The organism is Peribacillus sp. NPDC097284 (assembly GCF_044761765.1).
In the GTDB taxonomy this organism is placed as follows: Bacteria; Bacillota; Bacilli; order Bacillales; family DSM-1321; genus Peribacillus.
The window spans coordinates 23,320-46,239 of the sequence record NZ_JBIWCZ010000008.1 but is presented as its reverse complement, the minus strand read 5'-3'; the positions used below and the strand labels follow the sequence as shown (position 1 = coordinate 46,239).

At 43.7% G+C, this 22,920-nt stretch carries 18 protein-coding genes; 14 read left to right on the top strand and 4 right to left on the bottom strand.

From position 1 onward, the window contains the following. Nucleotides 1–291: 291 nt before the first annotated feature. From ssb to ACIQXU_RS14735, 9 genes are all read left to right on the top strand, one after another. Nucleotides 292–657 (top strand): single-stranded DNA-binding protein, encoded by a 366-nt coding sequence (ssb, locus tag ACIQXU_RS14775; RefSeq protein WP_402990445.1) that lies wholly within the window; start codon nt 292–294, stop codon nt 655–657. Nucleotides 658–675: 18 nt separating this feature from the next. Continuing rightward, nucleotides 676–948: a hypothetical protein gene (locus tag ACIQXU_RS14770; RefSeq protein ID WP_402954828.1), complete on the top strand. Its 273-nt coding sequence runs from the start codon at nt 676–678 to the stop codon at nt 946–948. Between the two features lie 322 nt (nt 949–1,270). After that, nucleotides 1,271–2,275 carry an ABC transporter ATP-binding protein gene (locus tag ACIQXU_RS14765; RefSeq protein ID WP_402990442.1) on the top strand — a complete coding sequence of 335 codons (1,005 nt, stop codon included), beginning with the start codon at nt 1,271–1,273 and terminating at the stop codon, nt 2,273–2,275. Next, entirely contained in the window at nt 2,256–3,224 is a 969-nt protein-coding gene (locus tag ACIQXU_RS14760; RefSeq protein ID WP_402954822.1) for an ABC transporter ATP-binding protein, read from the top strand. The genes ACIQXU_RS14765 and ACIQXU_RS14760 overlap by 20 nt, the downstream gene beginning before the upstream one ends. Nucleotides 3,225–3,265: 41 nt before the next feature. Then, complete coding sequence (locus ACIQXU_RS14755; protein WP_402954819.1) at nt 3,266–4,885, top strand: ABC transporter substrate-binding protein; 1,620 nt, start codon at nt 3,266–3,268, stop codon at nt 4,883–4,885. A gap of 113 nt (nt 4,886–4,998) precedes the next feature. Then, on the top strand, nt 4,999–6,003 hold the full coding sequence (locus tag ACIQXU_RS14750; protein ID WP_402990439.1) for an ABC transporter permease: 1,005 nt from the start codon (nt 4,999–5,001) through the stop codon (nt 6,001–6,003). Between the two features lie 12 nt (nt 6,004–6,015). Further along, on the top strand, nt 6,016–6,918 hold the full coding sequence (locus ACIQXU_RS14745) for an ABC transporter permease (RefSeq protein WP_402870427.1): 903 nt from the start codon (nt 6,016–6,018) through the stop codon (nt 6,916–6,918). 221 nt (nt 6,919–7,139) lie between these two features. Next, nucleotides 7,140–10,880, top strand: coding sequence for a S8 family serine peptidase (locus tag ACIQXU_RS14740; protein ID WP_402990436.1), 3,741 nt, complete (start codon nt 7,140–7,142; stop codon nt 10,878–10,880). A gap of 199 nt (nt 10,881–11,079) precedes the next feature. After that, nucleotides 11,080–11,502: a hypothetical protein gene (locus ACIQXU_RS14735; RefSeq protein WP_402954813.1), complete on the top strand. Its 423-nt coding sequence runs from the start codon at nt 11,080–11,082 to the stop codon at nt 11,500–11,502. Between the two features lie 35 nt (nt 11,503–11,537). On the opposite strand, the gene ACIQXU_RS14730 is transcribed toward ACIQXU_RS14735, so the two are convergent. Together ACIQXU_RS14730 and ACIQXU_RS14725 are read right to left on the bottom strand one after the other, a co-directional pair. Continuing rightward, nucleotides 11,538–14,510, bottom strand: a complete 2,973-nt coding sequence (locus ACIQXU_RS14730; protein ID WP_402990433.1) for a DEAD/DEAH box helicase — start codon at nt 14,508–14,510, stop codon at nt 11,538–11,540. Further along, nucleotides 14,503–16,125 (bottom strand): hypothetical protein, encoded by a 1,623-nt coding sequence (locus tag ACIQXU_RS14725; RefSeq protein ID WP_402990431.1) that lies wholly within the window; start codon nt 16,123–16,125, stop codon nt 14,503–14,505. Before ACIQXU_RS14725 ends, ACIQXU_RS14730 begins: the two co-directional genes overlap by 8 nt. Nucleotides 16,126–16,270: 145 nt before the next feature. Between ACIQXU_RS14725 and ACIQXU_RS14720 the strand changes: the two genes are divergently transcribed. Next, complete coding sequence (locus ACIQXU_RS14720) at nt 16,271–16,819, top strand: REP-associated tyrosine transposase (protein ID WP_402870438.1); 549 nt, start codon at nt 16,271–16,273, stop codon at nt 16,817–16,819. A gap of 201 nt (nt 16,820–17,020) precedes the next feature. Here ACIQXU_RS14720 and ACIQXU_RS14715 read toward each other — a convergent pair whose 3' ends face one another. After that, nucleotides 17,021–17,914: a helix-turn-helix domain-containing protein gene (locus tag ACIQXU_RS14715; RefSeq protein ID WP_402990426.1), complete on the bottom strand. Its 894-nt coding sequence runs from the start codon at nt 17,912–17,914 to the stop codon at nt 17,021–17,023. A gap of 196 nt (nt 17,915–18,110) precedes the next feature. Between ACIQXU_RS14715 and ACIQXU_RS14710 the strand changes: the two genes are divergently transcribed. Together ACIQXU_RS14710 and ACIQXU_RS14705 are read left to right on the top strand one after the other, a co-directional pair. Continuing rightward, nucleotides 18,111–18,239 (top strand): hypothetical protein, encoded by a 129-nt coding sequence (locus tag ACIQXU_RS14710; protein WP_402990422.1) that lies wholly within the window; start codon nt 18,111–18,113, stop codon nt 18,237–18,239. A 234-nt stretch (nt 18,240–18,473) separates the two neighbouring features. Further along, on the top strand, nt 18,474–18,806 hold the full coding sequence (locus tag ACIQXU_RS14705) for a hypothetical protein (RefSeq protein ID WP_402870447.1): 333 nt from the start codon (nt 18,474–18,476) through the stop codon (nt 18,804–18,806). A gap of 31 nt (nt 18,807–18,837) precedes the next feature. On the opposite strand, the gene ACIQXU_RS14700 is transcribed toward ACIQXU_RS14705, so the two are convergent. Further along, nucleotides 18,838–18,984, bottom strand: coding sequence for a hypothetical protein (locus ACIQXU_RS14700; RefSeq protein ID WP_402870450.1), 147 nt, complete (start codon nt 18,982–18,984; stop codon nt 18,838–18,840). Nucleotides 18,985–19,204: 220 nt separating this feature from the next. Here ACIQXU_RS14700 and ACIQXU_RS14695 point away from each other — a divergent pair, with 220 nt between their 5' ends. Next, complete coding sequence (locus tag ACIQXU_RS14695) at nt 19,205–20,644, top strand: magnesium transporter CorA family protein (protein ID WP_402990419.1); 1,440 nt, start codon at nt 19,205–19,207, stop codon at nt 20,642–20,644. Between the two features lie 152 nt (nt 20,645–20,796). Then, nucleotides 20,797–22,809, top strand: coding sequence for a penicillin-binding transpeptidase domain-containing protein (locus ACIQXU_RS14690; protein ID WP_402990416.1), 2,013 nt, complete (start codon nt 20,797–20,799; stop codon nt 22,807–22,809). The last annotated feature ends 111 nt before the right edge of the window (nt 22,810–22,920 follow it).

The following is a 22,920-nucleotide window of genomic DNA, read 5'->3' as shown; positions in this document are numbered from 1 at the left end:
AGAAGACAGTCATATACCCATTTATCCCTGTTAATTCCTTTTAAAGGTAATTATATCATACTAGAATATTTTGATTTTTTAAAATGATAAACCTAAAAATACGCTAAAAGTAAAAAAAAGTCCAAATTGATAGGTTTAAGCTTTTTAGTAAACAATTTTTCTGCAAAAAAGAGTTATGGGTGTAATATAACGGTTTTTAAAGCCAAAATGAGTGGCATTCGTCCATTTTGTCGATTTCCCCTTTTTAAAAGAAAATCTTATGATTAGATCATGAAAGGAAGGAGGAAGAAGATGATAAATCAGGTAACTCTTGTCGGACGATTGACGAAGGATCCCGAATTAAGGTATACGCCAGATGGCAAGGCGGTTTCCAATATTACTTTAGCTGTGAACCGTAATTTTCGTAATAATGCAGGGGATTACGAGGCTGACTTTGTACACTGTACCCTTTGGAAAAGAACAGCCGAAAATACAGCACAATATTGTAAAAAAGGTTCGATTGTCGGGATTACGGGCAGAATTCAAACGAGGAGATATGACAACCAAGAGGGTAAAAAAGTATATGTCACCGAAGTTATTGCCGAGCTGGTTCAATTCATAGGGACTAAGCAACAGAATGATGGCAAGGCAAAGGAATTCGAACATATTGGTTTATAGCTTACTTGGAGGTGAAGCATGAGTGAAAAAAGTGGAATGCTTTCCAACGGGCAGAAGCGAAACCGACTCCTGTTCAGTTCGATGCAGGATAAGCAACGAGTAGAACAACTCATTGGTGACTTAATTGGGCATGTGGCCAAGACCCATGTCCAAACAAAAGAGAATGAAGATGAGTTGAAACACCTCAGGTTAAAAGTAGCCCAATTAGAATCGTATAACAAGTATTTACATGAACATAATGAAAAATTAGACAAAAGGGTTACAAATTTAGAGAAAGTTGGTGAATTATAAAAAGCGATACCCTTCGAAAAGTATACTAATAGTGGCAAGTCCCTGTTATTTTCCTATTTCCCCAAGCCGACTTGGCTTTTCCCCGCAAGTGTCCCCGAATCCCCTCATAAAAAGAATCAAAAGCTTGATTCTTCCCCTTTTTGGAATGACTGTACTTGTACAGTCATTCTTTTTATGAAGCTAATACTATAGAACTAATTAAAAAATATTATTCTGTTAAGTTAGAATTTTAAGAAAATATATTGTAAAATGTTAAGTTTGATGTAATAATAAACCAAATAATATTAAAAATGTAAAATATGGATATGAAGGAAGTGATATTATGAGTGTTCCAATTATTGAAGTCAACGGGTTACGAACGAGCTTTCGTACTGACGATGGAGAGATTCCTGTCGTGAATTCCATCGATTTTCATATCAATCCTGGTGAGGTGTTAGGAATTGTCGGGGAATCGGGCTGTGGGAAGAGTGTAACCTCTTTGTCGATCATGGGGCTTGTGCCTTCGCCTACCGGTAAGGTAGAAGGGGAAATATTGTTTAAGGGAAGTAACATTGCCAACGCATCTGAAGCTAAAATGAGAAAGATTCGGGGAAATGAAATCGCTATGATCTTCCAGGAACCAATGACAAGCTTGAACCCTGTCTTCACAATTGGAGAACAATTGGTGGAGACACTTCGGATACATAGAAAATGGAATAAAAAACAGGCCCGCCAAAGAGCGGTCGAAATGTTGAAGTTGGTTGGGCTTGGACGAGCCGAAGAACTGATAGATGAATACCCTCATCAGCTTTCGGGCGGGATGAGACAGCGTGTCATGATTGCCATGGCCATGATTTGTGAGCCAAAGCTTCTTATAGCGGACGAGCCGACCACGGCCTTGGATGTCACAATTCAAGCCCAGATTTTAGAATTGATGAAGAACCTGAACAAGGAGACAGATACAGCAATCATGATGATCACCCATGACCTTGGTGTAGTGGCACAAATGTGTGAGCGTGTCATTGTCATGTATGCCGGAAGGGTGGTCGAGGAGGGAAAAGTGCAAACGGTTTTTCAAAACCCTAAGCATCCGTATACGATTGGCCTCCTGCAATCGATTCCTGATATGCGCATAAAAAAGGAACGGCTTTATTCAATCCCTGGAAATGTGCCAAAACCGGGTACGAGCAAACTTGGCTGCCAGTTTGCCCCTCGCTGTTCTCATGCGATGGAGCAATGCCTGAATGAAACCCCGTCTCTTCTGGCGTTTGATGAAGGGCAACAAGTACGTTGTTGGCTGTACGAAGATGCGAAAGGAGCACCATTGCATGACTCAACCATTAGTTAAGGTAGAAAACCTGAAGAAGCATTTCCCAATCAAAGGGGGAGTGCTCGGTAAAACGATCGGTGAGGTGAAAGCCGTCGATGGCTTGTCATTTTCCATAAACAAAGGTGAGACGCTTGGCCTTGTCGGTGAAAGCGGGTGCGGTAAATCGACGACGGGCAGACTTTTGCTTCGATTACTCGAGCCTAGTGAAGGTAATGTCTACTTTGAGGGTAAGGACCTGACGACACTATCCACCCGTGAAATGAGGAAGATGCGCCGCGAAATGCAAATGGTCTTTCAAGATCCATTCGCCTCGCTCAATCCTAGGCACACGGTTGAAAAGATATTGGAAGAACCACTCATCGTCCATGGTGTCAAAGATAAGAAAGAACGGAAAAAGCGTGTGCAGGAGCTACTTAAGGTTGTTGGGTTAAGCAGTTACCATGCCAAACGATACCCACATCAGTTCAGTGGTGGTCAGAGGCAACGTATTGGCATCGCCAGGGCACTAGCCGTCAATCCGAAGCTGATTATCGCGGATGAGCCTGTTTCGGCTTTGGATGTTTCCATTCAAGCACAGGTGTTAAATCTCCTACAAGATTTGCAGAGGGATTTTGACCTCACTTATCTTTTCATTGCCCATGATCTCGGAGTCGTCAGGCATATCTCGGATCGGGTAGGCGTGATGTATCTAGGACATATTGTTGAATTGACGGAAAGTGAAGGGCTTTATGAAGATCCGCTACATCCGTATACACAAGCCTTACTATCGGCGGTTCCGATTCCGGATGTAGAGTATAAGGGCGATAGGGTCATATTGCAGGGCGATGTCCCGAGTCCATCCAACCCGCCTAGCGGATGCACATTCCATACAAGGTGCCCGAAAGCGATGCCAGAATGCAAGACTGTAAAACCAATTTTACAGGAACACAAACCAGGTCACTACGTCTCTTGTCATTTATATAATTGATAGGACGTATACATAAATTTACAGAAAATAGGGGGAAGAATATGAAGAAGACATTAGCTTTATTGTTAACCAGTATTTTAGCCATTTCACTTGCGCTTGCTGGCTGTTCATCATCAACATCGAAAGATAAGGATGACGAAAAAGGCGGCTCAAGCGAGGCAAAGGGCGGCGGGGTTTTAATATACGGTAAAGGCGGAGATGCGGTTTCACTTGATCCTGCTATCGTAACGGATGGCGAGTCTTATATCGTCACACAGCAAATCTATGAAACACTTGTGAAATACGGAGAAGACAATACGGAAATCGAACCGGGTCTTGCAGAGTCATGGGAAGTTTCCGAAGATGCGAAAACTTATACGTTCAAGCTGAAAACGGGCATTAAGTTCCACGATGGCACGGATTTCAACGCGGAAGCGGTCGTTAAGAACTTTCAGCGCTGGGCAACAAGTAAGGATGAAGCGAAATTTGCTTACTATGCTTCCATGTTCGGTGGCTTTGAAGGTGACGAAGGCCACGTGATTAAAGAAGTAAAAGCTCTTGATGATAGCACAGTGGAATTCACACTAGTACGCCCACAAGCACCATTCTTGAAAAACGTTGCGATGTCACCATTTGCCATTGCAAGTCCAACGGCAGTTGAGAAAGATGGAGACAATTTCGGCAAGAATCCGTCTGGAACGGGTCCTTTCAAGTTCAAATCATGGAAACCAGGCGACACGATTGAAGTCGTGAAAAATGAAGACTATTGGCAAGAAGGATTGCCAAAACTTGATGGCATCACGTTTAAAGTCATCAAAGATAACTCGGCTCGTTTGAATGCAGCAATCAAAGGTGAAGTCGACCTAATGGACGGATTGAACCCAAGTGATATCAGCAAAGTGACAGGGGACAAAAACCTTCAAATCTTTGAACGTCCATCCATGAACGTTGGCTACTTTGGATTTAACGTTGAAAAAGCGCCATTTGATAAAAAGGAAGTGCGTCAAGCCATTTCCCATTTGATCAACAAACAGGAAATCATCGATAACTTCTTTGAAGGAACGGCTGAGCCTGCGAAGAATCCAATGCCACCATCCGTCTCTGGATACAATGATGAAATTGAAGACTATGATTACAACGTAGAAAAGGCAAAAGAACTTTTGAAAAAGGCTGGTCTTGAAGATGGATTCAAAATGGATCTATGGGCCATGCCGGTACCACGTCCATATATGCCTGATGGACAAAAAGTCGCTGAAGCCATTCAAGCAAGTCTGAAACAAGTCAATATTGAAGCCAATATCATGACGTATGAGTGGGCTGCATACTTGGAAAAAGTACAAGCCGGTGAAGCTCCATCGTTCATGCTTGGCTGGACTGGTGATAATGGAGATGCCGATAACTTCCTTTATACATTATTGGATAAAGATACAATCGGCTCGAATAACTACTCTCGCTATGCAAACGAAGAAGTTCATAAATTATTGATTGAAGCTCAATCTACTGCAGATGAAGCGAAACGTAATGAGCTATACGGAAAAGCACAGGAAATCATACATGAAGAAGCACCTTGGGTACCACTTGTACATTCGTTGCCACAATTAGCTGGTACTAAGACAATCAAAGGATTCGTTCCGCATCCTACAGGTTCTCAGTCTCTAATTAACGTGTCAATCGAAAATTAATTGTACGGACCGGGGGGTATGAATGTATGCTCCCCGGTTTTGTCATGTGAATTAAAGATTTAAAGAATGAAGGGCGATTAAAAGCCCATGTGTAAAAAAGGCAGGTGAGTGTTTTGTTTTCCTATACCATAAGACGTTTGGGTTCTCTCATTCCGGTGCTTCTCGGAATGGCGTTTATTGTATTCATGATGATTCGGGCGATACCGGGAAACCCCGCCCAGGTAATATTAGGGCAGCAGGCAACGAAAGAAGCCGTCGCTGCCATGACAAAGGAGCTTGGTTTGGACCAACCATGGTTCATTCAGTTCTGGGATTACTTAATTGGCCTGTTAACAGGCAATCTGGGGGTTTCTCTAAAAACGAATACCCCTGTTTCAGAGGAAATTTGGCCTTACTTGACGGCCACGATGGAATTGGCCCTGATTGCGATGGTTATAGCGGTCATTATCGGCGTAAATGCCGGGATCATCTCGGCATGGTTCCAAAATTCCTGGTTTGATTATACGGCCATGATTGTTGCATTAATTGGCGTATCGATGCCGATATTCTGGCTTGGCCTTATGGAACAGTATCTTGTTGCGATTCAGTGGGACTTGCTTCCAACAACGGGACGGGACAATATAAGAGACCCTGTGGAAGCGATAACGGGCTTTTATTTAATAGATACCCTTGTTTCCGGTAGGTTCGATCAGTTCATTGAAGTGGTGAAACACCTTATCTTACCGGGCATTGCACTTGCAACCATCCCGATGGCGATCATTGCGAGAATGACACGCTCATCCATGCTAGAAATCATGAGGTCCGATTTCATCCGGACGGCTCGCGCGAAGGGCATGAAAATGTTCTGGGTGGTTTATAAGCACTCCCTGAAAAATGCTTTAATTCCAGTGGTCACCGTTATCGGTCTGCAAACGGGTCTACTATTGGGTGGCGCGATTTTAACGGAAACCATCTTTGGATGGCCGGGTATTGGAACATATATCTATGAAGCTATCCTTTACCGGGATTATCCGGTCATTCAATCGGGAATTCTCGTCATCGCCTTTTTGTTCGTCATGATTAACTTGATTGTGGACCTTTTGTATGCAGCGATTGATCCTAGGATTAAATATAAATAGGGAGGATATCTCATGGCTGAAATTGTTACGAATACACCGCCGATCATTCCCCCTCAAGAGGTAGAGGAAAAAGCCATTTCTCCCTGGAAGGAAGGTTGGAAAAGCTTCAAGAAAAATAAGGTTGCCCTGGTTGGCCTCGGCATTGTCCTATTTTTCATTATACTGGCTATTTTCGCCCCGCTTATTGCACCCTATTCCTACGAAGGGCAGAAGCTCAGCGATAAACATTTGTCCCCTTCGTCAGAGCATTGGTTTGGCACGGATGAGTTTGGCCGCGATATCTTGAGCCGAATCATCTATGGCTCTCGCTTATCTCTATGGGTCGGCTTTTTATCGGTGGCCGGTTCTGTAGTGGTCGGATCTTTCCTCGGTATCATTGCCGGGTATTATGGCAAGTGGATCGACACGATCATTTCGAGGCTGTTTGACATTGTACTGGCGTTTCCGAGCATCCTGCTAGCCATAGCGGTTGTTGCCGTATTGGGACCATCCCTGCGCAATGCACTCATCGCGATTGCAATCGTCAATGTGCCTACGTTCGGTAGACTTTTACGATCACGGGTCTTGACTGTAAAAGAAGAGGAGTATGTAACGGCCGCTAAGGCAATCGGTATGGGGGATGGTCGGATTTTGATTCACCACGTCCTGCCGAATAGCCTTGCGCCCATCATCGTTCAGGGGACTTTAGCGATAGCGACCGCCATCATTGAGTGTGCGGCGCTTGGATTCCTTGGGCTGGGTGCACAACCACCTTCACCTGAATGGGGAAAAATGCTTGCTGATTCGAGACAGTTCATCATTCAGGCGCCTTGGACCGTTCTATTCCCAGGGATCGCCATCATGTTGACCGTACTTGGCTTCAACCTGATGGGCGATGGCCTACGTGATGCATTGGATCCAAGAATGAAAAACTAAAGAGGAAGAGGCGGTGATTTTCCGAATCACCGCCTTTTTTGTGCTTTGATATTTTCCATAATCTCTTAATAATGACAGGTATTGAAAAATAAACATATTATACTAGAGTCTTCTAGGAAAATAGTGACTATTATCTCTTAAATTCATGATAAAGGGTGTGATACTTTTATACCTATAAGGGAAAATATAGAAAATTCTAATTTTATAGGAGGAATCGTTCATTGATTAAACGCATTTTGCCCATTCTAGCAATCTTTCTATTAGTATTTACAGCAACGGTTTCCGCTGCCAATCTTCCTGATCCTTCGATTGGAAAGAGCGCGGGACAGAAAAATCAGGAAAGTATCCTGAAGTTGAAGAAAGAAGAGACAGATAAGAAGTACAAAACCGATGAAAAGGTTAGGGTAATCGTACAGATGAAGGAAGCCCCAGCCATTGAATATGCCTCTAAGGAAGGTAAACGATTTAAAGACCTTTCTAAAAGCAAAAGGGAAGAATTGAAGTCTAAAAAACTATCAGGCCAGAAAAAAGTGAAAAATAAAGTAAAAGAGAAGAAGATAGCTTTAAAGGAATTTGAAAGTTTTACGACAGTCTTGAATGGGTTCAGTGCAGAGCTACAATATGGAGAGGTCAAAGAAGTGGCAGCCTTGCCTGAAGTGGCTGAAGTACATATTGCGAATGAATATAAACGACCTGTTGAAAAACCGGATATGGTATATAGCAAGGAACTGGTCCAAGCCCAGGAAGCTTGGCGGGAGTACGGCTATACGGGGGAAGGGATGGTCGTCGGAATCATTGATACCGGGATTGACCCATCTCACCGTGACATGATCCTCAGTGATGCTTCAAAGGCAGAACTGACGAAAACGGAAGTCAGTGAAATGATACAAGCCAACCAGTTACTTGGAAAGTATTATACGGAAAAGGTCCCTTACGGATATAACTATATGGATGACAATCAAGAAATCCTCGATCTTGCTGAGGGAGCTTCGATGCATGGGATGCACGTTGCCGGGACCGCAGCGGCTAATGGGGATGAAGAGAATGGCGGCATTAAAGGGGTGGCCCCTGAAGCCCAGCTTTTAGCTTTGAAGGTGTTCGGGAATGACCCTGCTGTGAAGACGACCTGGGGGGATATTTACATCAAGGCCATTGATGATGCCATTATTCTTGGGGCAGATGTCTTGAACATGAGTCTTGGTTCGACGGCAGGCTTCGTCTCAGAGGAAGATCCTGAGCAACAGGCCGTATCAAGGGCCGTGGAAAATGGAATCGTGATGTCGATTTCCGCAGGAAACTCTGCCCACTTTGGAAATGGGTTCGCGAATCCATGGGCAACGAATCCAGACATCGGCATAGCGGGTTCTCCGGGACTTGCCTATGATTCGCTTCAAGTGGCATCGATTGAAAACAACTATCTTGATTTAGATGCTGCTACCTATCAGTTGAACGGGCAGGAAGGGAAAGCACCGTTCATGTCGGCTTCCAGTGTGCATCCTAACGCTTTAAAGGAAAAGACGCACGAACTAGTCGATGCAGGCCTTGGAACCCCTGAGGAGCTAGCCAAGGTGGATGTCAAAGGCAAGTTTGCCCTTATCGAGCGTGGGGGAATCACTTTTATCGAAAAAGCGCAAAATGCTCAGAATGCAGGAGCAACAGGTGTCATCATCTATAACAATGCCGATGGATACGTATCCATGGCAACAGAGCCTAGCATAACGATTCCACAGCTATTCATGCTTAAATCGGATGGTGCGAAGCTACAAGCCGCCTTATCGGAAGGTGAAAAAGTGACGCTCACTTTCAAGGGGGATAAGGTGAAATCAGCTAATCCCGAGGCTGGGAAAATGAGTGCTTTTACTTCATGGGGCGTCGCACCGAACCTTGATTTCAAACCGGAAATCACAGCGCCGGGCGGACAAATCTATTCGACATTGAACAATGATGAATACGGCATGATGAGCGGTACGTCGATGGCGGCTCCTCACGTATCGGGAGGCTCTGCCCTCGTATTGGAAAGAGTCGATAAAGACTTGAACGCAAAAGGGTTCGACCGGGCAAACCTGGCCAAAAACCTAATGATGAATACCTCTCGAACTGTAACCGATCAAGGAATGGTCAATGCTGCATTTGGGTGGGATATTCCCTACTCGCCGCGCAGGCAGGGAGCCGGGATCATGCAATTGAATTCCGCGTTGGCTACGCCGGTGGTCGTGACCGAGGCATTTACGAATGTTGCGAAGGTTGCATTGAAAGAAGTTGGAAATACGTTCGCTTTTACTTTGAAGGTTGAAAATATAAGTGACGAAGCGGTCAAATATGATGTATTGGGGAATATCCAAACAGACTATTCGATTCAGGGACAGCTTGGTTATGCAGCCAATCAATTAGAAGCACAGGAAATTCAGGATGCTACGATAAAAATCAATAACCGTGAACAAGAAGAAATCACTATACCTGCAAAGAAATCGGTCAACATTGAAGTGAAGGTGGACCTGTCCAAGGCTAAGGTGCTTGGGGACGACCTCCAGACGCCAGTCGCAATCGATAAGGTCTTTCCAAATGGGTACTTTGTTGAAGGGTTCGTGACACTGAAAGACCCGGCAGACAATAATCCAGAACTGAACGTTCCATATGTAGGGTTCAAAGGAGAATGGGATAAGGCACCTATCTTGGACGGAACGAAATATGATGAAGAATCATACTACGGCATGGCTGGGGCGGTATCAACTGCAGGTGAAGACTTTACCTACCTGGGTTATGAGCCGGTTGGAAAGATATTTGACCGGAAATATATCGCGATCTCCCCGAATGGTGACGGAGCGCAGGATGATTTTATCCCGATTCTATCATTCTTGAGAAATGCGAAAAAAGTAGAATACAACATCATGGATGCTGCGAAAAAATCGGTCCGGACAATCCGTACGGAGAATCAGGTGCGGAAGGACTATTATGACGGCGGAAGTGGGACGGCCTATACGTTAGACCCCGCCCGTAAATGGGAGGGCAAAATCAATAATAAGCTCGTTGCAGACGGTGAATATATCTATGAAGTCAAAGCAGTGATCGATTATGAGGGAGCTAAATGGCAGACGTTTGAGATCCCTGTCAAAGTCGATACAGTGGCACCTACGGTCAAGATTTCAAAAAGTGGCAAGGTGGTCACCATTGAAGGATCGGATAATGCCAAAGGGTCAGGCTTGGCGTATTACGATGTACAGATAGACGGGAAATCAATCATAACAGAACCGCTTGCTGCGGATACAAAAGAATATACTTTGCCGGATGTGAAGGGTGAGAAAGTACAGGTTGTTGCCATAGACTTCGCAGGTAATGAAAAGACAGATGAAGCGGACTTGACTCAGGATACGGAGCCGGTTGAAAAAGATAAAGCGGCCCCATCCGTCTTTATCACGAGTCCTGAAGTGTTGAGCGTGACCAATACGAAGAATGTGACGATTACGGGGTACATTAAAGAAGCATCTGGCATCAAGGAATTCAAGATCGACGATAAAAATGTCCCAGTGAAATATAATGAAGAGAAGAAACAATACGAATTCTCGTATAAAAAGAAATACAATGACGGCGTCCAAAGCTTCGTGGTTAAAGCAACGGACATAGTCGGTAATACAATTTCCTTCAAACGGATGTTCATGGTGGACACAAAGAAACCAAGCTTGAAGGTCAAAGGAGCACCCCTGATGGTAGGGGCCAAAAAACCGAACCCGAAAGTGGATGTGACCGTCGAGGACAACTTCGATGAAATCCGCCTTTACTTGAACGGAAGTGAAGTATTCTATCATGAATTTAAGGAACCGTACAAAATGCGTTCTTTCAAAGAAACGATAGAGGATGTTGAGTTGCCACTTGAAGTGGGCAACAATACATTCGAATGGAAGGTCACGGATATTGCCGGAAATGAGACGAAGAAAACGACCTACATCTATAAAGCGAAACGATAATAAAATGGCAGCTCCCTTTTTACAGAGGGGGCTGCTTTTCTTATGTTGAGGCTGCGTATGCACCCTTTCACACGTTTGATGGATTATTACGTTGCTTATAACGTAATCCATGAGAAGCATTCTTTTTTTGAAATAGAGAAGGAAAATAAAAAGATGATACCGAAATAGGTATATGGAACTAAATAAGAGGAGGAAATCGATGAATTTTAAAAAAGGTCTGACTACGAAGGAATATGGTCGTGGTGTTACAGTTAAATATGAAAATTATGATAGGTCACTAGCAAAAACGAGTTTCTTTGATGCACTTCAACTTGCTAATTCTCCATTTGAAAAGGAACCCCGGCACGATTCGTCTTATCAAGAATATCCGCTTATTCCGGATGTAACCCTTTCGCTTTTTGAAAAGGATATGGCTAAGACTTCGATCACATATGATCCCCATAGAGAAAAGGTCATCATTGAAGAACGCTCAGAGAGATATTTGCCCAATAAAGGTGAAGCGCTTACAACGGCATTGGAGCATATCATGATCAGTCATGGAAATTACCAATCTTTTTTTATAGTCAATCCGAAAGATTGGAACACAAAAAGAAAAACCACCCATAGCTTGAAACCCGATTAATCAGGAAAGCTATTGAGTGGTCTAACTAGCAAAACTTAGTGAAGAGAGACGAGGTCCTTGATTTCATCAGTGGAAAGTTCTGTGATCCAGTTATCACTACTGATGATTTCATCGTTCAGCGCCTGTTTTTTGTCGAGCATCTGATCGATCTTTTCTTCAAGCGTCCCGGTACATATCAATTTATGAACGTGAACGAACCGCTGTTGCCCGATACGGTAGGCACGGTCAGTGGCTTGATTTTCAACCGCAGGATTCCACCAGCGATCATAGTGAATGACATGGTTTGCCGCCGTTAAATTCAGGCCTGTGCCCCCAGCCTTCAACGAAAGGATGAAGATTGGGAAATCGCCATTTTGGAAGCGGGTGATCATATCATCACGCTGTTTCTTGTTCGCACTTCCGTTCAGGAAGGGAACTTCAAAGCCATAGCGTTTTTCGAGCAGTTTTTTCATCATGTTCCCCATACCGATGTATTGGGTGAAAATGAGGCAGCTTTCCTCCTGCTCGCGGACAGCATCCACGATTTCCGTTAGCTTCTCAAGCTTCCCGGATCGGCTAGCTGCCATCATGATGTTTTCCTTTTCAGTTTCCTTTAGATAAAGGGCGGGGTGATTGCAGAGCTGTTTCAGTTTATTCAGCATCTGCAGAATGATCCCTTTGCGTTCAAAGGTGGACAACTGCTCGATGTCTGCAAAGGTATCCTTGATTAGCTGTTCATATAATGAAGCCTGCTCGGTGGTGAGCGGCACGAATTCTTTTTGTTCCTGCTTATCAGGCAGGTTCAATGCGACCTCTTTATCCCGTTTTGTCCGACGAAGCAGGAAGGGCTGAATTAAGCGTTGCAGCTCTTTGATTTTATCTTTTTGTTCTTCCCGCTCGATGGTGGTCACGTATTTTTCCTGGAATTGACCAAGCGTTCCCAGGTAGCCTTTGTTAATGAAATCAAAGATGGCCCATAACTCGCTTAAGCGGTTTTCCATCGGTGTACCCGTTAAGGCGATATGATGACGTCCATCAAGCTTGCGGACCGCCCTGGATTGCTTCGTTTGGGCGTTTTTGATATTCTGTGCTTCATCTAGTATGACACTGCTCCAATGGATGGAGGACAATTCCTCCACATCTTGGTGGGTCAGGCCATACGAAGTCAGGATGATGTCGTGGGTAGCAGCTTTTTTAATGAACGCATCACCCTTGGACCGACTCGAACCGTAATGAAGGTGAACCTTGAGTGATGGAGCGAATTTTTCCAGTTCCTTCTGCCAGTTGCCGAGTACCGATGTAGGGCAGACAATCAACGCGGCCTGAACAGGAACATGCTCAGGCGGGTTGGTGATTACTTCGACCTCATCGGTGCTTTCCGTTTCACTTTCCTCATCGACAATGATGGGTTCGCTCGTTTGCACCTTTTCTTCATGGGTAGGTAGCTCCTTGTCAGTCGTTTCGGCATTCTTGACATAAAGGAGGTAGGCAATCATCTGGACGGTTTTCCCAAGTCCCATATCATCCGCGAGACAAGCGCCAAATCCATATTCCCTTAAGAACAGAAGCCAGCTCATGCCCAATTTTTGATAGGGCCGTAAATCACCTTGCAATGTCCCAGGGACTGGCATGATCGAAATGTTCTTGGTTTCCCGCAGTCGTCCGACCATTTTTCTAAGCTCCTGATTCAATTCGAATTGAATTCGGAGCATTTCGCCGTTTTCCGGGTCATCCTCAATTTCTTCCCCTTCACTATTTAAAAGCTCCTGTTGTAGCAAATCAGTCAGTTGGATGCCTTTTTCATTGGCAGTTTCCATCAGATTCTGGATTTGCTTGATGAAAGCGGGGTCGAGCTTGACCCATTGGCCGCGGATATAGACAAGCCTGCGTTTCTCATCGACGAGCTCCGCGAACTCGGACTCAGTGAGCTCCTTACCATTCAGGGAGAATCTCCAGTCGAAGTCCATCAATGCTTTCAGCCCAACGTAGGAAGGGCCGCGATTCGATTGGCTCTTCACTTTTGCCTTCACTTTGAGGGAGGATTCCTTCAAAGCGACCCACCAGGATGGAAGGAGGATTTCGACACCGAGAAATAGCAGCTTTTCGCTTGCATCGGTCAAAAACTCCCAGGCATCGATTTCGGATAGCTCGCTTTTTAACCGGCCCTTTTCCCCAATCCATGGGACGACGAGCTGCCAGCGTTTCGTCGCCCGTACGACTTCACTTGCGTACTTATTCCAGCCACGCGGCAATTTCTTGCCAGTATACGTTTCGATGATGCTTTCATCTTTTTTAGAGCGAAGCGTGACGTCTAGCTTCCATGGGCCATTTCCTTCAGGTGGTTCGGTTAAGCGTAGACCGATGGCGAAGGGTTTAGGATCCGGGTTAACACCGAGCCATTCCTGCCAGCTGTCCTGATCGAAAAACGCCTGCAACTCTTCCGGAGAAAGCCTTGAATCCTTTAAGGCCCCAACCGCTTCGCTCCATTTATTGTGCATCGGCGAGTAGGTCTTCAAATACATATTAGCGGCGCCATTATACCATTTCTCGATAAAAGTCCGATTGGTTTCCACTTCAGGTGAAGGGAGGTCCAAAGGAATCTCCTCTTCCCAAAAGGAAGGAAGGAATTCTTCTTCGACCTCTTCCGGCAGTTTCCAGCCGATGGAGTCCAACTGTAAATTCGTGAAATCAGGCACAGGAATCCCCGCTTCAATCGATTCATGAAGTACGGGGGCTGCGGATAGGCATAAGGATGAGAGCTCGGACCATTCCCATTCTATAAAGGAGTTAAAGCTTTCCTTCGCGAAAAAGTTCAGCAGTCCCCAGGCATCAAGAATGAAAACAGGGTTTTCGTTTATTGTATCTGTCGTCATTTTTGTGCCATAAAAACTGGCGTCATCCCAGTTGAACAGCAGTCTTCGAATGTAACTTGTATTGAGAAAGCTATTATCTTCATTGACGACACCAAGGACGTAGGATCCATTTTCGAGAGCCGCTATTTTGATTTTTAATTTTCCTGTATTAAACATCGATTAGCTTTCCCCTTTTTAATTCTTCTTGAAAAGCGCGCAGTCGTTTCGTCGAATCGACTACATATTGCATATACCGTTCGAATACCTCTTCCTTTTTCATCTTTTTATAGATGGTACGCATCTTTTTCAAATAACGGACTGCCTGTTTATAGGCTGGCCTGTTTTTCAAGGACACTTTTTCCTGTACCGCATGATAATAGAGGGGAAGCATCACTTCCGGATCTTTCGAGACGACTTCCTTGATGGATTCAGTGCTTATTAAGTCAATGCTGATTTCGGAGTAGATATGCATCTCCACCCATTTTTTATATTGGCCCTGTTCAAAAAGAAAGTTCGCATAGTTCCAATAGCTATGGGGAAGGGTAGCCCGAAAGAATTTCTCAAGCAAGTCATTCCGCTTCAACTTAAAGCAACAGCTTGTAATCAGGGTCGTGAAGGTCCGGACAAAATCGACCCGCTGATAATAATCGGATAGATCAATCAAGAATTCCTGAACATGGGCGTTGATGAATTCAATGAAAGGAATGGCCCGAGTACGGTCCTCTGAATCGGAAAGGAACTCCAGCCAATAAAAAATATACGGACAGGCTTCCTTCTTCAATTCGTGGAGAAGCTCGATCGCTTGTCGGTCCTGATTCTCCATCAGAGATAGGTGAATCGTAGCCAGGGTATAGGAAATGCGCTCCGTCGTGCCTGCATATTGCTTGGGCAGTTCCTCCTGAACTCGGTTCAGCTCCTCTTTACGCCACGAAGATGTGGTGAACAGGTAGCTCCAGATTTCCCGGTAGAGGTCGATTTTTTCATACTCCAACCCTTCGCTGCCGTCCAGTAGCTTCGCTACATCTTCCTTAATGCTAAAGACGAAGGGATCAAAAGCAAAGGGACGGGCCTGTCTGCTCAGTGGCTGCACCGTTTCATGAAGCTCTTCGGCCAAATCGGCGGCGAGCGCATAAAAGACACGGACCGCTTGGGTGTTGCTTTTATGTAGCTGGATCATTCTCATAGTCAGCTGCAACGTACAAAAATGGGTCACAAAATGATAAAGCAGCTTCCATTCCCGTTCCATCGGGGTTTTGGAGCTGAGACGTTTAAAGAAAGTCTGTATATGATTCTCAATCATGTAAGGCGGTTCCTCTATATAAGGCTCCACTTGCTCAGTGAAGGTATCGTGCACGAATTGCTTCCATGATGGATAGCTTTTTTCTAAAATGATGGATTTCTCCTTTGTATGTTTAAATATTTCACTTGCCCGCTTTACCTGCTGCAAAGCCTGGGTAGGTGTGGATTTTGGCGCGTTCCATTCGCTAACCCAATCGGACACACTGGCGTGCTCGGAATATCCGGAGAAGAATACGGCCATTTGGTGTCGGCAAATAAACCTGGAATCGCAGGTGCAGCTTCCATCCTGAGGGAAAAGCAAGTTCAGCCTTGCCTTATAGCGCGTGACATCCTGCACCTCCGCGGTAATCAAGTCTTCCGCTTCCTCTTTCAGATCAACGAGCCCCTGGCGATATAACTGAAGACCCTCATTCACAACAGCCAAATCATCCGGATCACCGGCCTCCAACAACTCCGCCAGCCGCTCCCCAACAAACAACAACTCCCGCTCCATACTCTCCTCCTTTTTGGGGTCACTTTTAGGGGTCAGACCCCATTTCCCAAAATTATATTTTTGTATTATCATTGATATATCAGTACTTTAACAACACCGGATGGGGGTCAGACCCTATTTCCCGGCATAGGAAAGGATGATGTTCATGCCTCGTAGACCGAGGATATGGTATCCTGGTGCGATGTACCATATTACTAGCCGCGGCAACCGCCGCAGTGATATTTTTTTAGACGATAAGGATCGCCTTCGTTACCTGCGTTATTTAGAGGAAACGAAAGAAAGGTATTACTTCGAACTCCATAGCTACTGTCTCATGACGAATCACGTGCATCTACTCCTCGAAACGAAACAACACCCGATTAGTGATATTATGCATAAGCTGAATTCCCGCTATGCCATCTCCTTCAATAAACGGCATGACCATGATGGTCACCTCTTTCAAGGCCGTTACCATTCCGTCTTAATCGAATCGATCGAGCAATTCACTGCCACGAGCCGTTATATCCATTTAAACCCTGTACAAGCCAATATCGTCAAAAACCCCGCCGAATATAAGTGGAGCAGCTACAAAGTCTTCCAAACAGGAAAACCAAGCAAACACGTCAACCCCACACAAATCCTTCATTACTTCCAAACCCCACAGAACTATGAAACCTACGTCATGCGGGGGTCAGACCCTATTTCCCAGACTTAGCAAAAATCAAAAAACCTTTGCCAGCCAAGGGGTATGTAGTATTCGGTAAGGGGTCAGACCCCATTTCCCGGCACCCATTTCGAGGTCATCTCTTTATTATACTTCATTTGGGCTTGGAATTTGAAATGTTGTATACAGGTTTTGGAATATGTTTGTGGTCGGAATGTGAAAAGCCATTCCCGGGTTGGGAATGGCTTGGTCTTAATTTGTTTCTACGAGAGCTTCCCACACTTTGAATTTCTCATCGATAAAGGTGACAAAACGGTTTTGTTTTTGTAAATCGAATATGAGGCGGGCTCGTTCCATATATTTTTTTGCTTGTTTATAGTTACTTTGCAATTCGTAATTATATCCCAGGTGGTAATGGAGTTCAGCTAAAAGGTACATATGGTACTCTTCCAAACACCATTTGATCGCTTTTGTACAATACATAATGGAAGATTCATAATCCTCTAAACGGGTGGAAACTCGTGCTGAATTATAAAAAAGTCTGGTCTTTATCTTTTTATCATTTAAAAATGGTAGATGATTCATATGTGTAAGAGCTAATTTATATGTACATAGAGCTTTTTCATAAAGTCGTTCTTCGAAATATATTACACCCATACTTAGCAGATATTCTATTTCCCTTTCAGAGTACACCTTATCGGTTATATCAGATAAAGCAATGGCCTCCTCTAGGTGCTTTATCGCTTTATTCATGTTTTTATTCATCATGTATTCATATATCCCTTTATGCCACAATAACAATTGCTGATTTTGCTTGTTTTGCGTGAACAATGGATTATTTTCCTCTGTTTTAACAATGTCTCTCATATCTTGGTAATTCAAGGTCCTTCGTGTCAATTCCAATTGATGGGCGACTTCTTGAACATAGTCTAACCGAGGGGTCATTCCTATATCAAAAAAGTAATTAACATCTACACCTAACCTTCTGGAAATCATATATAGAGTGGTGGCGTACGGATAAACAACACCTTTTTCGATTTTGCTAATCTGTGCTTGCGTGCAAATCCCCTCTGCAAGTTCCTCTTGTGAAAGGCCGATTTGTTTTCTGAGTTCTTTTATTTTCTTCCCTACTGCTGAAAAATCCATGTTAACTCTCCTTAAAATATGCCTAGAGTTATATTTATAGTGAAAAATAGAAGAATAAATAAGAATGATTTATTTTCTTTATATAATGTGTATGACCACAACGAAAACGTATTTGATAAATCTATGGTTAAATACAACTATAGAATTTATTTCTATTAAATCCAATATTTTTTTTAAAAATAAGGAGGAATTACCCATGAAAAAAAGTCTTAAAGGGATGGCGGTATCCTTTCTTCTAGTAGCTGTAGTAGTTGTTGGTGGCCTAACATCAGTAACTGAATTACCAAGCGTACATGAGTTACCATCAGTTCATGCGAAAGCATAATATAGACGGTTAGATTATAATTCTCTGACACCTCTTGCATGGGGTGTCTTTTTTTTTGCCTTCATCTAAAATATTCTTTCACGCATATGCCTTTAGTTATATTTATCTATGATTTGTCAATATAAGGGGGCATAGGAAGATGTGGAAGAAACGTGAGGGGCTATATGAACACATGGATGCATGTAGAAAGTTTGTTATAGTAAGAGTAACAAAACAGAGAGAGGTGGAAGGATTATGATTGATATTAATATGAAAGTTCAACCCTCTTTTTATGATGACGAATGTGCCATTGTATTTTCTTTCTATTTTGATAGGGCTGCCAAGAAGGTTGGGGAAGCTGTGGTCTACACATGCAAGAAATCAAATGAGAAAAAATACAACCAAGATGATATAGATACAGATGAACTCCTTGACCCGAGTAGTCAAGAAAAAATCGCTTATATAAAAGAGTTTTCCATCGTGGATGAATACCAGGCGAGCTCTATGAAAAAAATTCAACACTTTTTGGACGTAATCGGCATTCAAAATTGCGTGGGGCAAGATCATCAGAAAAAAGTTGCATATTAAGAACGTAAAGAAACTCATGACATCTCATATGTCATGAGTTTTTGCTTGTTAATTGAGAGTTCTGTGCATTGTTTTTCATTTTCTTTATGAATTCGCTCATCCGCTTCCGGTCGTTTGTTTCCGTAGGTTTTACCCGTTCTAATAACTCGAAATGGTATTTGTTCGTATCAGATTTCACGTTGTCGCCCCCTTACCAAATTCTTCTTATTATTTTGTACCCGTTTTGTGGTTGTTCAAACCAGAAATTACCTTCCGTTAAATAAGGAGTGGAGGGGAATAGAAGCTTGTCCGTTTTCTTACCATATTATGCTTCGTTTTTATTTGATAGAACTGGGGTAAGTGAATAAGAGCACGTGAATGAGAACCGGAGAACCCCGGTCAAGGCGGAGGCAAAAATTATGGCTATGAGTAATGAAAAAAACGACCGTACGAAGCGCTCCTTCCAACAAGTTATTTTTCCGTTCATGCTAGAAGGAAATAAAATCGAAGGGTTTGTCAAACGGTTGCTTAAGGATGACTTTGTCTTTTTGGATTTGGATAATATGGACCTGCAGGACGATTTTTATGGCGATCATAAAGTTTCCCATCGTAACTTGGAGCAATACTTTATGCCGAATATTGTCCCCATTTTGTTTCCAAGCAGTTCAAAACAGAAAGAGGGCATACGCCGTTTCTCGAAGAAAATGGATCTTGGCTGTACGTTCCGTTCGCCATTCTTAAAAACGGCTTTTATAATCAACTCCATTGATATCTATATTTGCCCGTTTCATATAGGGATGATTAATATCCGGGTTACCTTGCCCGAGAACCTTCCTTATGATGATGTCCTTTATTTCACGGATACGTTCCGGATTCTCGAACCCATTGCGGAAGATGAAATCGAGATGAAGGTCGGCTGTAGGAATAATGAGTATGATTACGTGAAAGATTTTGTCTTCAATGAGTTAATCCCTCCTGCTGAGAAATATATTGATGACGAAGAAGACCACACATCCTACTTCGGAAGTTTGCCTTTCTTCGTGGATGAACGCATGTTTGTCCTCAGTTATACGAATCTCCCGAAGGATCGAGAAATTACCAAATCGGATTTATACCGAACGAGTCAGTTAAATGGATATGATAATGATGGAGAACCCTATGTCGGCGCCCTGAACCCGAACTATATTGACAAGTATTACAAGGAGAGGGTGTACGATCGGTGGGGGGAGGAAACGTATTATGTCACGAGCGAGGGGCATTTTGCCTGTGTCACAAAAGCGACAGGCAAGCTAGAGAACCAACTTGCGAGTGAAATGTACGGGCAACACTTCTATTCCACGCTGCTTTACTTCTATTATAAAATAGTCCTGTTGAAACTGGCTCATGACCATTCCCAAATCGATGTGGAAAAAGACCAGTCGGATACGGAATTGTTAATCTTCATGATTACCGAGTTTTCGGCGAAGTACTTATTTGCTGAAGTGAACAGTACCTTCACAGGGAAAGAGCTCTTCAAAATGACGAAAGAAGTATTCAGGATCGAACCGCTCTATCAAGAAGTGAAAGAAACGCTTTCCTACTTGTACCAAAACCAAGATAAGCTATCCGGGAAAAGTAGTAATTACCTGCTGCAAATCCTTACCATCTATACGGTCATCTCCGGCATATTCGGGATGAACCTGTATATAGAGGATTGGCAAAAGAAATTGACGTTGGAAGATTATATGAATTACACACTGTATGAATGGGTGGCCGTCTTGGTGACATCATCCGGCCTGATCATTTCCTTTGTCATGGGCTTCTTATTCTTGAAAAAATGGCTTCAAGAACAAAAGAGCCGGAAAAAGAAAGTGCTATAACAATCAAGTCCTGCGCACATGTGCAGGACTTTTGTTTGTGTTCATGACCCTAAATAGTAAAAAGAGGGAAAGTGTCATTACAAATTTCCCCTTTTCCTCCCAACCTTTGATAAACTATAGATATCATTCTTACTGTTCACTAGGAGGAGATTATGAAAAGATTAGCATTAGTTTTCGGCTGTTTGTTGATGAGTGTATTGTTTTTGGCGGGGTGCTCGGAAGAACCTAGTCCAGAAGAACGCTTTGCGGCCTATACGAAACTATGGAATAAACAAGATTTTGCGAAAATGTATGATTATCTGTCAGCTGATACGAAGAAACAAGTCAGTGCAGATGAATTTGCAGAGCGATATAAAAAGATCTATAAAGGAATCGAAGCCAACCAAATCAAGGTGGGCTATACTCAGCCAAAAGAAGAAGAAGCAAAAGAACATAAAGATGATGAAAAGGTGAAATTGGCTTATACCGTTGACATGAACACGCTAGCGGGAGCTGTCAGTTCCGACCATAAGGCGACCCTTGTCAAAGAAGAGAGAGACAAGGAAGAGAATTGGTACATTAAATGGGATGAAAGCTATATCTTCCCGGATCTCAAAGCTGGTGAAAAGATATCAGTCGAGTCCTACCCGGCCATCCGTGGCGAAATTGTCGATCGGAATGAACGTGGCCTGGCGATGAATGGAACGGTTTCGGAAATCGGAATCGTACCAGAGAAAATGGGTGACAAAAAAGCCACCGTCAAACAGGTGGCCGGCATTCTTAACATGACAACGGATGAAGTCGAAAAGAAATTGAACCAATCATGGGTGCAGCCTAGTTATTTCGTGCCCATCAAGCAAATATCTCCAGATGAGACAGCAACCTTGGATAAGCTGTTAAGCATCCCGGGGGTCTCTGCCAATAATTCTGAGGAACGGATCTACCCTTATAAAAAAGCCACTGCGCATTTAATAGGTTATGTGGGGGAGGCTTCGGCAGAAGATCTGGAGAAATTAAAAGGCAAGGGGTACACCGCAAATGACGTCATCGGAAAACGTGGCCTCGAGCAAATTCTAGAAGAACGTCTAAAAGGGAAACCAGGCGGCAAGATCTTCATCAAGACAGAAGAAGGCGAGGAAAAAATCATCGCCGAGAAACCGGCTGAAGAAGGTGAAACGATCACGTTGACAATCGATGCCGAACTTCAAAAGGATATCTTCAAACAATATGATAACGAAGCGGGATCGGCGGCAGCACTTGATCCGAATACCGGCGAGACACTGGCGCTCGTATCCAGTCCTTCTTTTGATCCGAACAAATATGTACTGGGCATCACGAATGCGGAACAGAAGGCATTAGAAGATGACCCGGACAAGCCACTACTGAACCGGTTCAGTTCAACCTTTGCACCGGGATCGACAATTAAAGCATTAACTGCGGCGATTGAATTGAAAAATGGAATCGACCCTAAAGCTGCACTCAGCATTCAAGGAACAAAATGGGCGAAATCGAACTGGAAAGACCATTCCATCACACGGGTCTCCAACCCTGGAGTGCCGATCGATATGGAAAAGGCCCTCATCTATTCCGATAATATTTACTTTGCCCAACAAGCATTGAAGCTTGGCAAAGATAAATTCTCAAAAGGGCTCCAAGACTTCGGTTTTGATGAATCCCTGAACTTTGACTACCCGATTAAAGCATCAAGTATTGGAAAGCTCGATAGCGAAGGACGCCTGGCTGACGCTAGCTATGGGCAAGCCCAAGTCCAAATGAGCACCCTTCACTTGGCAATGACCTACTCGGCTTTCTTAAATGAAGGAAACATCATGGCCCCTTCCTTAGTGACAGGCGATAAAACGGAAAAGAAACCGTTGAAAGAAAACATCATTTCTGCAGATCAAGCAACTACGATCACCAAGATGCTCACACAAGTCGTGGAGCATCCTAAGGGTACCGCACATGATTTAAACGATCTTGGCGTGAAGCTGGCTACGAAAACAGGCACAGCCGAGACAAAAGCATCCAAGAATTCCAGCGGAACCGAAAATGGTTGGTTAGTTGCCATGGATACGGAAGACCCAGAGCTGATCATGGCCTGGATGATGGAAGACGTAAAAGGACGAGGCGGCAGCCATTTGGTAAGTGATAAGATGAAGCCGGTTCTGAAGAAATATTTGAAGTGACACAAAAAAGACACCTATTTCCAATAGGTGTCTTTTTTGTGTCACTAAATACCTGTAGAGAGGGGAGCGGGCGAAGAAAATTATACCTGAAAAATCCTTAGTTTCACCCAG